Here is an 11,751-nt window from a genome sequence, read left to right as displayed (position 1 = left end):
TTCGTCGGAAAAACGCTTCTTCATGGGGATGTCCTCATGTGGCTTGTGAAGACATTACTAACATCGGTGTGTATTAATCAACGGGGAGCAGGTCACGGGAATATTGATTTCACGTCGCGTTAAGTGACAGAGTTGTTGTTCCCGTTCCTCCATAAATCCTTTTTGATACCATTGAGGTACATAATGATTATCTCTAGTTTTTGACACACTAATCTCCTGTATCTACCTCAGACCCTAAAAAGAGTAGCCTACACGAAAAATTCACTGACATGACGATAGCTACTTTATCAATACAATAATATCAGATGTTCCAATGACGTTTTACTGTGGCAATCCCTAACCCCAAAGCAGCGGCGGCTTTAGCCTGGCTCAGACCATCAGTTTTAGCCTCTTGTACACGTTTGTACGTCGCTGTAGCAACCGGGCGCCCCAGCTTTTTGCCTTCTTTCTTCGCTCGCTCTAGCCCTTCTTTGGTGCGTTCTGTAATACGGGATTTTTCAAACTCCGCAAACGCTGAGAACATTTGCAGCATCAACTTCCCTTCAGCACTGGCAAGATTGCTCGCAGGCAGATCCATAGAAACAACATCAATTCCTTTTTCTACAAGCATCGAGATTGTTTGCTGCACATCGATGTTGTCACGCCCCAAGCGATCCAACTTGAGCACAACTAACTTATCCCCGGCTTCCAGTTTATGGTTAACGAGGTCGGAGAAAGCCTTACGCTTCATCGCCTGCACTCCACCGGAGACAACTTCCGACACTACGCGGTTATCAATTACATCATAGCCAGCCTGACGTATCGCCATGATTTGGTTATCGGTTGTCTGCTCGCTAGTGGACACACGGCAATATGCAAAAGTGCGGCTCATAACATCCTCTCAAGTGGTATCAATTAACGGTATCATAATTGATCGTTGGTATCTTTATGTCAATAGGGTAATTTATTGATACCAGTTTCGAGGGCGATAGATTGGTATTGTAAAACGTTCGATTGTTGATACCAGTGAATCAGCACAATGAAACAGGTCTCTGATATTTGAAAAACATGAAGGGTACACCTTTCATACAGTGAGGGGGCGCTTGATCGATATGCGTACACTCGGGGGATATTTGGAGAATAGAAACCGTTATAGGGTTAGCGTTGAAGAGGCTGAGAGAGTGGCTGAGGGAGTTAGGAGGTGAAGGGGATCACCTCCAAGGATACATAATTTAGCAATCAGAGCAGATGCTTAGAAAACCTGATTATCAATCATCCACCTCGACCGTATAGCGCCCACCGTGGTCTTTAATGATGTAAGTATATAAATCATCACAGAACACTTTGACCGAGCCACCAAACGCGGCAGGGTAAACTCCATTTACTGTATTGCACTTGTAACCAGCCTGGCGGATCACCAATTGGCTCTCTGCCTTGAGTTCAGGTGAACCACTGTCAGCAAAGGCCCCGCCACAAACACTAACTCCCAGAAATACCGCAAGAATCTTCTTCATAACAGCCTCCATAGCCGAATAATTTAGTGGGTCATCGGCAAAAACGCCGATGGCTGTTAATTACTTTAATCGATCAAAATTATAAAATAGATCGGTAAAATTGATCAATGTGGTTACTATAATCTTGTGTGCAAAATTTGTGCGCTACACCACTGATACACTAATAAACCCGAGATAGGAGAGATGAAGAAGCGAGGGTACGCAGTTATGGTTTGTGTTCTGTTGACGGCATTCAACGCTGACGCAGGCCGTATAACGATGAGCAACCCGAAACAGTCCACCACTGAGAACGGTCACACTGTGCGTCTACTCCAACAGCATCTACAGCTTTATTTATGTCACCAGATCGAAGCACTGTCCTTTTTCGAAAAGTTTTGATGTAAGTGAAAGTGAATAGATTTCAAGAAATTAATACTCACAGCAGCATACAATATGGGAAAATCAACAGGGGTTAAGCCATAGGGTACGAACAAAATGATTCCATACTTCTTAGAGCACATTGATAAAATCAGCACTTTCATTTCTGCTTTTGCTGCACTGTTAACTGCCATAGCAACTTTTTTCTTATGGCGTGTAACCCGTATCTTGGCAGAAGAGACAAAGCGAATGGTCGATGCTTCCGAGCAGCCTCAAGTAGTGGCAACGCTGGAACCTAACGCATGGTCAATGCTTTACTTTGATATCAGTGTCGTTAACACCGGAAACGCGCCAGCTTTCAACATTGAGGTCACATTTGATCCTCCTCTTGAAAATGCCTCCCATCGAAAAGATAAAACTATCCCTTTAAAACAAATAAGTGTCTTAAGAAATGGTCAACAAATGACCAGTAATCTATGTGAATACAAACAGATAGAAGGTAAGGTATTCCAAGTCAGCATTAGCTGGACCAAAAAACCAAACTCTACGGTGAAAGAGATCATGAATTATACATACGACATGGCTTCCTTTGCTGGTATTAGTCAATTGGGTGCCAAAAACCCAATGACAGAAATTTCACAACAAATTAAAGGAATTCGTGAGGATTGGAAGCATATCGCGAAAGGTACGAGGCGAATTCAAACAGACATATATGACTCAGAAGATAGAATTGACGAAAAAAAGCTGAGAGATGAACAGCTTCAAATGGCTAGAGAAGAATGGGAAAGCAGGCAAGCCAACAAGAAAGAGTAGAGAATGAACCGTCGCTGATTGGCTTTATCTGCAACACAAAGTGGGATACAGTCTGCGATACAAGATACTCCAGCGCTGTAGATACCTGACGTATGGATGAACGAAGCCGCCTTATCGGTCAGTTTCACCTCTTAAAAAACCCCGCCTCGGCGGGGTTTTTGCTTTTCCAGGCCAACAACGACAGCTGACCCCGGCATTTACGTAGGCCGGATAAGGCGCGAGCCGCCATCCGGCGATGGGTGCAATGCCTGATGGCGCTGCGCTTATCAGGCCTACAAATTGCGCTTATCAGGCCTACAAACGGCTTCGATGCTGGGCTATTTTCACGCTCTCTACGCTAATTCTGTCTAATTCATAAACAATTAATCGATCAACCTCGCGGCGAAACGCGCTAACCTGTCTGGCACATGTCTATTTTTTCGCCATGGGAGGCGTTGCTGTTATGGAACAAAAATCGATTTTGATTCTCCAGATGGGGAACGCCCCGCAGACCATGCGCGACGCGCACGGCGATGTGCCGCTCTGGTTTTGCCAACTGTTGGGATGTGAGCTTGATGAAGTTGAGGTGATCCGCGTGTTCGAAGGCGAAGCGCTGCCGGCACCGGATCCGCGTCGGGCTGCGATCATCACCGGATCCTGGGCGATGGTCACGGACAGGTTGCCCTGGAGCGAGCAGACCGCCGCGTGGATCCGCAAGGCGATGGCGATGGAAATGCCGCTGTTTGGCGTCTGCTATGGTCATCAGCTGATGGCCTGGGCGCTGGGCGGCGATGTGCAGTATCACAAGGATGGCCGTGAAGCGGGAACCAAAACCGTTTATCTCAATGCCGCCGCGGCTCACGATCCGCTGCTTGCGCATCTTGAAGAGAGCTTTCCCGCCCACCTGACGCATCGACAGACGGTCACCCGTTTACCCATTGGCGCTACGGTGCTCGGTGCCTCGATTCACGATCCGCATCAGATCGTGCGTTACGGGCCGAATGCGTTTTCGGTGCAGTTTCACCCCGAAATGCGACCGGAGATCGCTACCGATCTGCTACGGCTTAACCGTCCCCATATCGAAAAAGAGGGGGGCGATACCGACAGCTTGATCGCAGGCGTAATTCCCGCGCCGGGGGCAGCAGAGATTTTACGGCGGTTTATGCAGGAGGAGTTCAGGGAGGAGAGGGCGCTTTCACTACGCGCGGCATCATAAAGGCAGGAACAGAACCCCGGCGTGCGCCGGGGCTGGCAATCAGGCGGCTTCTTCTTCCTCAGCAAGACGGACAACGGCTTCTTCGACGATCACTTCCAGTTCCGTCAGCATCTCTTCAAACCCGAACGCCTGGTTTGCGGCGGCGGAACTCTCCTGGCTCGTGGTGACACGATCGAACGAACTGTACATAGTGCGGATACTCATTTACTCACCTGATAAAAAATGTTCATTACACCGGTAAATCAACCAACAGCGCGCGAAGCGGCGTGTCGGCGACCAGCGTGATAGTGGCTTCATCACGAATGAAAGCGCCATCACCGCAGGTGAGGGCTTCTTGCTCTTTGTGATGGGTGACGGCATGCACCGTCCCGTGTATGGACTGCAGATAGGCTCGCGGTCCGTGTAATTCGATTTTCAGCTCTTCGCCTTTATTAAGCGAAATATGGTGCAGCCAGACCTGCTGGCGCAGCTGCATGCTACCTTTGTCGCCATCGGGCGAGGCCAGCAACTGGCAGGTACCATCAGCAAGGGTCAGCTTCTGCACCGGCGCATTTTCCCGCTCCGGGCAGGCATCCAGCCATAACTGCATGCGCGTTAGCGACTTGTCTTTACTCAGATTGTGCTCACTGTAACTGATGCCTGGCTGGGTTGCGATAAGCAGCGCTTCACCCGCTTTTGCCTGCACATGGTGGCCTTCGCTGTCGCGGTACTCCGCTTCGCCTTCCAGAATCAGGTTCAAAATATCCACTTTCGGGTAGGCGCGCGGCTGCAAAGAAGCCCCTGGTGCGAGCACTTCCTGGTTCAACACGCGCAGTGATGCATAACCCAGCAGTTTGGGATCAAAGTAGTGTCCAAAGGAGAAGGTGTAGCGAGCTTTAAGCCAGCCGAAATCAGCTTGTCCGCACTGTTTTGCCGTTCGGGTAGTAATCATTATTCTTGACCTCTCTTTACTTAAAACAATGTTAAAGGGATGGACGCTGCATTGTTAGCCAGATATTCTGCCCGGTATGTTCAAATTTCCTGAATGAGAACGCCTATGGCCAAAGAAAGGGCTCTGACGCTGGAAGCACTGCGCGTGATGGATGCAATTGACCGCCGCGGTAGCTTTGCCGCCGCTGCGGATGAACTGGGGCGCGTCCCCTCCGCGCTCAGCTACACCATGCAAAAACTTGAAGAAGAGCTGGATGTGGTGCTGTTTGACCGCTCCGGTCACCGCACCAAATTCACCAATGTCGGGCGTATGCTCCTGGAGCGCGGGCGCGTTCTGCTGGAAGCGGCTGATAAGTTGACGACCGACGCCGAAGCGCTGGCGCGCGGTTGGGAAACCCATTTAACGCTGGTGACGGAAGCGCTGGTACCAACGGTAGAGCTGTTTCCGCTGGTGGAGAGGCTGGCGGCGAAAGCGACCACTCAGTTATCGATTATCACCGAAGTGCTGGCGGGAGCATGGGAGCGGCTGGAGCAGGGGCGGGCGGATATTGTTATCGCGCCGGATATGCATTTTCGCTCCTCATCGGAGATCAACTCCCGCAAGCTTTATACCGTGATGAACGTTTATGTCGCCGCGCCGCAGCACCCGATTCATCAGGAGCCGGAGCCACTCTCTGAAGTGACGCGTGTGAAGTACCGCGGCGTGGCGGTGGCAGATACCGCCCGCGAACGCCCGGTGCTTACGGTTCAGCTACTGGATAAACAGCCGAGGCTGACGGTCAGTACAATTGAAGATAAACGCCAGGCGCTACTTGCCGGGCTGGGCGTCGCCACTATGCCCTATCCGCTGGTTGAGCGTGATATTGCGGAGGGCCGCCTGCGTGTGGTCAGCCCGGAATACACCAGCGAGGTGGATATTATTATGGCCTGGCGCCGCGACAGCATGGGCGAGGGGAAATCGTGGTGTCTGCGCGAGATCCCCAAGCTTTTTGCTGGTAAATAACGCTACGCGCCGCGCTCGGTCGCCTGGACCGTTTGCGGGAAGGGCTGCGGTTCCGGGCCGAACTCGTTCTCCTGCGGCGTGCCGCGCTGGCTATAGAACGCGAGCAGCACCAGCGAGCCAAACAGCGGAATAATCATCAGCAGCAGCCAGCGCCAGCTGCGGTTGGTGTCATGCAGGCGGCGCACCTGTACCGCCAGCGTCGGCACCAGCATCAGCAGGGCGTAAACAAGGCTTAAGATGTGGTGCCAGCCCACGATACGATCAATCACATTCAGCACGCCGAACAGGATGATGTTAACGAGTGTGAACATCCAGAATTCGCGGCGATGGGCGCGTCCGTGGAAAGTGGCGTAATTACGAAGTACCCAGAAATACCAGTCCATTTTTACCTCGGTCAACGGTCAATCCGTTGTTTTAACAACGATAAGAGTAAGAATAGACGGCAAATTTACAAAGGGATAAGTCGGGCGGGGAATTATTTGGGCGCGATGTGACGCGCCCGAAAGTTCAGGAAAAACGGCTGTCACGACCGTGCGGTTCATCAAGATCCTGCCACGGGCCGATGGAGATAATCCCCGTCGGGTTCAGCGTTTTATGGCTGCGATAGTAGTGATTGCGGATATGCGCGAAATCAACCGTCTCGGCGATTCCCGGCATCTGGTAGAGGTCGCGCAGGAAGCCATGCAGGTTGAGGTAATCACTGATGCGGCGCTTATCGCATTTAAAGTGCGTCACATAGACCGGATCGAAGCGCACCAGCGTTGTCCATAAACGGATATCCGCTTCGGTCAGGCGATCGCCCGTCAAATAGCGGTGCCGCCCAAGGATCTGCTCCAGGCGCTCCAGTGCACTAAACACCCCGGTTACTGCTTCATCATAGGCCTGCTGGCTGGTGGCGAAACCGGCTTTATAGACGCCGTTATTCACATTGTCGTAGATCCAGCCATTCAGCTCGTCTATCTTCTCGCGCAGTTCAGGTGGGTAGTAATCCCCGGCTTTAGCACCCAGCCCGTCAAATGCGGTATTGAACATGCGAATAATATCCGCCGATTCATTGCTGACGATGGTGTGATTCTTCTTATCCCACACCACAGGCACCGTTACGCGGCCTGTGTAGTGCGGATCGGCATGCAGATAGAGCTGGTAGAGAAACTCATGCTGATAAAGGGTATCGCCCGTCGCGGCGGGAAAATCATCGCCAAAGGTCCAGCCATTTTCCAGCATCAGCGGATGCACGACCGAAACCGGTAAAAAAGGCTCGAGGCCTTTCAGCTTGCGCAAAATCAGCGTGCGGTGCGCCCAGGGGCAGGCGAGCGAAACATAGAGATGGTAGCGATCTTTTTCAGCGGCAAATCCGCCTTCGCCAGAGGGGCCGGCAGCGCCATCGGCGGTCAGCCAGTTGCGAAACGCCGATTCTGAACGTTTAAAGCGCCCGCCGGTGGATTTGGTGTCATACCAGGTGTCGTGCCAGACGCCGTCAATCAGTTGTCCCATTGCTGCTTCTCCTTCTGATAGCAAAAAGCGAGGAGTGAACTCCTCGCTTTGGTGTATTCAGTCAGTATAGAGCGCTTACCACTTTTTATTCAGTACGCGGTCGATGCTGAACGCGCCCGGACCGGTGATGCCCAGCAGCAGGTAGCCGCCAGCGATGGTCAGGTTTTTCATGAACATAATGGAGTTGGCGCCTTCCGCAAAGTTGTTGTGGAAGATAAACGCCGTCAGCAGCGTAAAGCCCGCAGTGAACAGCGCGGTGGTGCGGGTCAGGAAGCCGAACAGAATGGCCAGACCGCCGCCAAACTCAAGCAGGATAGTCAGCGGCAGAAAGAAGCCCGGTACGCCCATCGATTCCATATATTGCTGAGTACCTGCATAACCGGTGATTTTGCCCCAGCCTGCAACGATAAACAGGATCGGCATCAGGATACGAGCAACCAGGAAACCAACATCGTCTAATTTTTTCATCTTTCTCTCCAGGAACCACATAGGCATTATGCAGTAAAAATTGTGTAAGAAACGGCGTATGCCGCGGGCTTGCAGTTGATGGAGAGGATATTAATCGCGGAGGGAAAATATTGTTAGCTAGGAAAACTGTCGAAATCTTTCAAAAAAATTGCCCAAGCACAAAAGCAAACGGGCGATCCCAGGATCGCCCGTGTTAGCAAGCAAGTGACGCTTTAGCGCTGCGCATTAACGGTGGATTTCACCAGCCGCCACATGCTCCAGGCACCGAAACCGCGTCTGGCCCAGCGCACCAGCATATTAGGATGGCGAACGCTCCAGATAGCCATTGCGCTACTGCCTACCAGCGCCCATGAGCGCAGGCTTAACAGCGTGTTCCAGCCGCGATCGTAAGCGCCGGTGGCTTCAAGCCAGTCACGGCGTCCGGCGGTGAGATCCAGACGTTGCTGCTGGATCATGCTGAGCAATTGCGCTTTACGCTTCAGACGTTCGGCTTTGCTGCTCACGATTTATCGTCCTCCAGCAAGGCGCGATCGTTCGACAACTCCTGGCGTGTGTGACGCAGCAGTGTCGAGGCCCGCGCTTTACGCAGTGTCGAAATGCCGCCTATCAGCGCCAGCACCAGTAACACTACGGTGGTTGCAATCATCACATTCAAGCGATATTGCGGATCGACGGCCCAAATAATTAGCACCATCAGACTCATCAGGCCAAATGCGGCGAAAAGCATGGTCAGCCCCACCATCAGGAGCAGCTGGAATAAGTTGGCTTTCTCTTCTTCAAGCTCAACAACCGCCAGCCGCAGGCGGGTCTCAACCATTTCAACCAGAATGGTCAGCATACGCTGACCAATCCCGAGCGCGCTTTTGCCAGGCCCTTGCGCGTATCGTGAATCCGCCATATCAGCGACGCGACATCAGAACGCCTAACACCACGCCGATTGCGGCGCCGATGCCAACGCTGGCCCACGGATTGTCACGCACGTACTCATCGGTACGGGCAGCGGCTTCGCGGGTCTGACGAGCAATAACATCGCCGGTATCGCCCAGGCGGTCGCGGCTGTTACGCAGCGCTTTTTCCGCTTTGGTACGCAGCTTGCTCAGCTCTTCTTTCGATTTTTCACCAGAATTACCCAGCACTTCCTCCAGGGTGTCCGCCAGCGATTTCAACTCAGCGCGCAGATGGTCAGCATTATCTTTCGACATAATTCTCTCCAGGTGAGTGTGTGGTCATTTCCATTTAATCAGTAGTCACGCGCTTCAAGAGATTTCAGCTCCTGCTGAGCCTCTTTCAGCTTGTGCTCTCGCTTGTGAATCTTGTCCGCATCGCCTTTCTCTTTCGCTTCGCTCAGGTCACGACGGCGCTCGGCAATCTCTTCTTTCTGTTCAGCGATTTTCTTTTGATGCGCAGCGCGCAGCTTCTCATCAGAACAGCTGGCGCGAACTTCGCGCAGGGCTTTGTTCAACCCGTCAATACGGCTCTGATTGTTATGCTTTTCGGCATAGCTGATTTCGCGTTGGATCTCATGCTCTTTTTCCTGACACGGTGAAGCAGCATGGGAAAGAGCGCTAACGGAAAAAAGAGCCAGCGCCATAGCGATGCGGTTTTTCATAATCGATAACCTTCCGTTGTTAGCTGGCGAAACAGGGTACGCCAGCATCCAGTTACGTAATGTGAACCCTGGTCCCGTTACTCAAGCATAGTTAAGTAACGGCTAAACACCAAAGTTAGTGAAAAGATTCAGAATCCTGGAGAGGTTAGCCGAATCTGTGTGTGCTGTTGCGCAGGCGGTTAAGCCACGCAGAAGTTTGGGTGTCGGCATCATCCTGAGCGGCAATGACATACCCCTGGGGGAGAGTGCGATCCAGCACGGCCTTGGCGGCGGCGCTCTGCTCGCTGGAGTCGAATTTAATCAGCAGGGTGTCATCCTGCGGGGTGATGCTTTTAAAGTGAATGCCGTTGGCGTCGAGATGATGCCAGATGGAGAAACCATCCGGCACGGTAATGTTTTGCGTCAGCGGGCGGATCGCAAGCGTCGACTCGCGATTTTGCACCGCCGTCCAGGCGAGAAACAGCACGCAAAAGAGCGCCGCAGCAGTGAGGCTTGTAAATACCCAGCGCAGAAAAGGCGCACGCAGTTCCATTGTCTTTTAGCTCCGATTGCTATGTTTTTTCTTCCACAACACCACCAGTGAGCCAACAAGGCCAATCACCAGCAGCACCACCGGAAGCAGCATCAAACAGGACATCAACGCATCTTCATACTTTTTAAACACCGGCGTGATGCCCAACAGGTAACCCAGCGTTGTCAGGATCAGCACCCACAGCAGGCCGCTCATCCAGTTGAAAAATTGAAAACGCGTATTGCTCAGACCAGAGAGTCCGGCAATAGTTGGCAGCAACGTGCGAACAAATGCGATAAAGCGCCCCACTAACAGCGCCGACAGCCCATGTTTATGGAACAGATGGTGCGCGCGCTGGTGGTAGTGGGCCGGAAGATGAGAGAGCCATTTCTGCACCAGCCGCGTGTTGCCAAGCCAGCGCCCCTGAATGTAGCTCAGCCAGCAGCCGGTACTTGCAGCGACGGTAAGCAGTAACAGAGTTTGCGGAAAGCCCAGCGCACCTTTGGCAATCAATACGCCAACCAGCACCAGCAGGCTATCGCCGGGCAGAAACGCCGCCGGCAGCAAACCGTTTTCCAGAAATAAAATGACAAATAAAACGAAATAGAGCATGCCGATCATGCCAGGCTGCGACAGCGTCTCAAAATCCTGGCTCCAAAGGGCGTGAAGTAACTGGCTTAAAAGTTCCATTCGGTGTTCCTGGTACATCGGTTTACGTCACGTCTGCTACGTACGAAACAGCACGGCGATACGTTCTCATACATTATGGTCGCTCGTGGCACATCCGGTGCAGGGGTCATCCTGGTGAGGCGCTGTGAGCAAGCGCTGACTCACACAGAAGCGAAATGCATCCAATTGTAACAAAGGCTGAGGTAATGCGTCAGTCAGAAAAGCGCTCAGAAGTGATTTTGCCGGGGGAAGGCGGAAAGAGGCGAGGGTATTTACACACGCTGACACTCTATACTTTTCACTTACCCAAAATTCTTACAGGCGCGGTGTAAGTGCGCGCCTGCAGAGGATTTTTTATTTCGTGCCGTTAGCCGCCGTATCGAGATGAACGACCGGGTTATCGGCGAAGAGGTAGCGGTCGGCGTTGAACTCAAAGTCGTCGCTGGTTTCGTTAAACAGCATCTGTTTGGTGTTCTCCAGGTGCTGCCACATCGCCAGCTTCGCGCCGTGGGGATCTTTACGGATCAGCGCTTTTAGGATCTGGTCGTGATCGTCGCACCAGTTATCAACGGTGCGCAGGTCGATATGGTCGTGCAGTTTCTTCCAGTAGGGGTTGTGCACGCGCTGCGTCCACATCTTTTCAACGATAGCGGCCAGGGCCGTATTCTGCGTTGCCAGCGCCACCTGTACGTGGAACTGCAAATCCCATTCAGAGTCGCGAAAGCACTTCTCTTTGCGCGCTTTGTCCTGGATCTCCATCAGCTTCATGATGTCCTGCTTCGTCACTTGCGTAGCAGCGAACTCCGCGATATTGCTCTCAATCAGCTGGCGCGCCTGCAGCAGCTCAAAAGGACCGTAGCTGGCAAACTCAAGATTCTCATCCGGCGCTTGTGTATGGCGCGCCTGGTTGGAGATGACGTGAATGCCGGAGCCTTTACGCACTTCGACATACCCCTCCACTTCGAGCATGATGATCGCTTCACGCACCACGGTCCGGCTGACGCTTTTCTCATCGGCGATAAAGCGTTCGGCGGGCAGCTTCTCTCCCACAAGATAAACGCCCTGCTCAATCCGGCTTTTAAGCTCGGCGGCAAGTTGCTGGTAGAGACGTCGTGGTTCGGAGATTTCCATACAGGCTCCAGAGGAGAGGGCAATAATGGGATTTGTTATACCACTTTTAGCGCCTTCTCACCATTGTCAATAACGAAA

General features: G+C 52.4%; 17 protein-coding genes and 1 pseudogene. 4 read left to right on the top strand and 14 right to left on the bottom strand.

Going from position 1 to position 11,751, the window contains the following annotated elements:
* Positions 1–301: 301 nt before the first annotated feature.
* Positions 302–871: a recombinase family protein gene (locus ABIC80_RS14790; RefSeq protein WP_429177635.1), complete on the bottom strand. Its 570-nt coding sequence runs from the start codon at positions 869–871 to the stop codon at positions 302–304.
* 376 nt (positions 872–1,247) lie between these two features.
* Positions 1,248–1,493: a hypothetical protein gene (locus ABIC80_RS14785; RefSeq protein WP_429177633.1), complete on the bottom strand. Its 246-nt coding sequence runs from the start codon at positions 1,491–1,493 to the stop codon at positions 1,248–1,250.
* A 207-nt stretch (positions 1,494–1,700) separates the two neighbouring features.
* On the opposite strand from ABIC80_RS14785, the pseudogene ABIC80_RS14780 reads away from it, so the two are divergent.
* The 3 genes and pseudogenes from ABIC80_RS14780 to ABIC80_RS14770 all read left to right on the top strand — a co-directional run bounded on the left by ABIC80_RS14780 (position 1,701) and on the right by ABIC80_RS14770 (position 3,858).
* A pseudogene (locus ABIC80_RS14780) lies at positions 1,701–1,890 on the top strand (hypothetical protein).
* Between the two features lie 77 nt (positions 1,891–1,967).
* Positions 1,968–2,663: a hypothetical protein gene (locus ABIC80_RS14775; protein WP_429177631.1), complete on the top strand. Its 696-nt coding sequence runs from the start codon at positions 1,968–1,970 to the stop codon at positions 2,661–2,663.
* A gap of 442 nt (positions 2,664–3,105) precedes the next feature.
* Positions 3,106–3,858: a glutamine amidotransferase gene (locus ABIC80_RS14770; RefSeq protein ID WP_429177630.1), complete on the top strand. Its 753-nt coding sequence runs from the start codon at positions 3,106–3,108 to the stop codon at positions 3,856–3,858.
* 39 nt (positions 3,859–3,897) lie between these two features.
* Here ABIC80_RS14770 and ABIC80_RS14765 read toward each other — a convergent pair whose 3' ends face one another.
* Together ABIC80_RS14765 and ABIC80_RS14760 are read right to left on the bottom strand one after the other, a co-directional pair.
* Complete coding sequence (locus ABIC80_RS14765) at positions 3,898–4,062, bottom strand: hypothetical protein (RefSeq protein WP_023480931.1); 165 nt, start codon at positions 4,060–4,062, stop codon at positions 3,898–3,900.
* A gap of 25 nt (positions 4,063–4,087) precedes the next feature.
* Entirely contained in the window at positions 4,088–4,789 is a 702-nt protein-coding gene (locus ABIC80_RS14760; protein WP_054802992.1) for a pirin family protein, read from the bottom strand.
* Between the two features lie 105 nt (positions 4,790–4,894).
* On the opposite strand from ABIC80_RS14760, the gene ABIC80_RS14755 reads away from it, so the two are divergent.
* Positions 4,895–5,791 (top strand): LysR family transcriptional regulator, encoded by an 897-nt coding sequence (locus tag ABIC80_RS14755; RefSeq protein WP_042715458.1) that lies wholly within the window; start codon positions 4,895–4,897, stop codon positions 5,789–5,791.
* A 2-nt stretch (positions 5,792–5,793) separates the two neighbouring features.
* Here ABIC80_RS14755 and ABIC80_RS14750 read toward each other — a convergent pair whose 3' ends face one another.
* From ABIC80_RS14750 to exuR, 10 genes are all read right to left on the bottom strand, one after another.
* Complete coding sequence (locus tag ABIC80_RS14750; protein WP_042715499.1) at positions 5,794–6,174, bottom strand: DUF805 domain-containing protein; 381 nt, start codon at positions 6,172–6,174, stop codon at positions 5,794–5,796.
* Between the two features lie 124 nt (positions 6,175–6,298).
* Positions 6,299–7,285 (bottom strand): glutathione S-transferase family protein, encoded by a 987-nt coding sequence (locus ABIC80_RS14745; protein WP_054802993.1) that lies wholly within the window; start codon positions 7,283–7,285, stop codon positions 6,299–6,301.
* Positions 7,286–7,360: 75 nt separating this feature from the next.
* Complete coding sequence (locus ABIC80_RS14740; protein WP_042715462.1) at positions 7,361–7,753, bottom strand: DoxX family protein; 393 nt, start codon at positions 7,751–7,753, stop codon at positions 7,361–7,363.
* 212 nt (positions 7,754–7,965) lie between these two features.
* Entirely contained in the window at positions 7,966–8,256 is a 291-nt protein-coding gene (locus ABIC80_RS14735) for a YqjK-like family protein (RefSeq protein ID WP_042715463.1), read from the bottom strand.
* Complete coding sequence (locus ABIC80_RS14730) at positions 8,253–8,651, bottom strand: phage holin family protein (RefSeq protein ID WP_034813644.1); 399 nt, start codon at positions 8,649–8,651, stop codon at positions 8,253–8,255. The genes ABIC80_RS14735 and ABIC80_RS14730 overlap by 4 nt, the downstream gene beginning before the upstream one ends.
* A 1-nt stretch (position 8,652) precedes the next feature.
* Entirely contained in the window at positions 8,653–8,955 is a 303-nt protein-coding gene (locus tag ABIC80_RS14725; protein WP_023480772.1) for a DUF883 family protein, read from the bottom strand.
* A 38-nt stretch (positions 8,956–8,993) separates the two neighbouring features.
* On the bottom strand, positions 8,994–9,362 hold the full coding sequence (locus ABIC80_RS14720) for a DUF1090 domain-containing protein (RefSeq protein ID WP_042715465.1): 369 nt from the start codon (positions 9,360–9,362) through the stop codon (positions 8,994–8,996).
* A gap of 145 nt (positions 9,363–9,507) precedes the next feature.
* Positions 9,508–9,894, bottom strand: coding sequence for an EnvZ/OmpR regulon moderator MzrA (mzrA, locus tag ABIC80_RS14715; RefSeq protein ID WP_023480845.1), 387 nt, complete (start codon positions 9,892–9,894; stop codon positions 9,508–9,510).
* A gap of 6 nt (positions 9,895–9,900) precedes the next feature.
* The gene (gene yqjA, locus ABIC80_RS14710; protein WP_042715467.1) at positions 9,901–10,563 is read right to left on the bottom strand and encodes a DedA family general envelope maintenance protein YqjA; all 663 of its coding nucleotides are present in this window, start codon (positions 10,561–10,563) and stop codon (positions 9,901–9,903) included.
* 333 nt (positions 10,564–10,896) lie between these two features.
* Positions 10,897–11,673, bottom strand: coding sequence for a transcriptional regulator ExuR (gene exuR / locus ABIC80_RS14705; RefSeq protein ID WP_042715469.1), 777 nt, complete (start codon positions 11,671–11,673; stop codon positions 10,897–10,899).
* Positions 11,674–11,751 lie beyond the last annotated feature (78 nt).

Source organism: Kosakonia sp. 1610 (genome assembly GCF_050435845.1).
GTDB classification, from domain to species: Bacteria; Pseudomonadota; Gammaproteobacteria; order Enterobacterales; family Enterobacteriaceae; genus Kosakonia; species Kosakonia cowanii.
The sequence above is the reverse complement of the archived record's forward strand: the minus strand, read 5'-3'. Positions and strand labels throughout refer to the sequence as shown.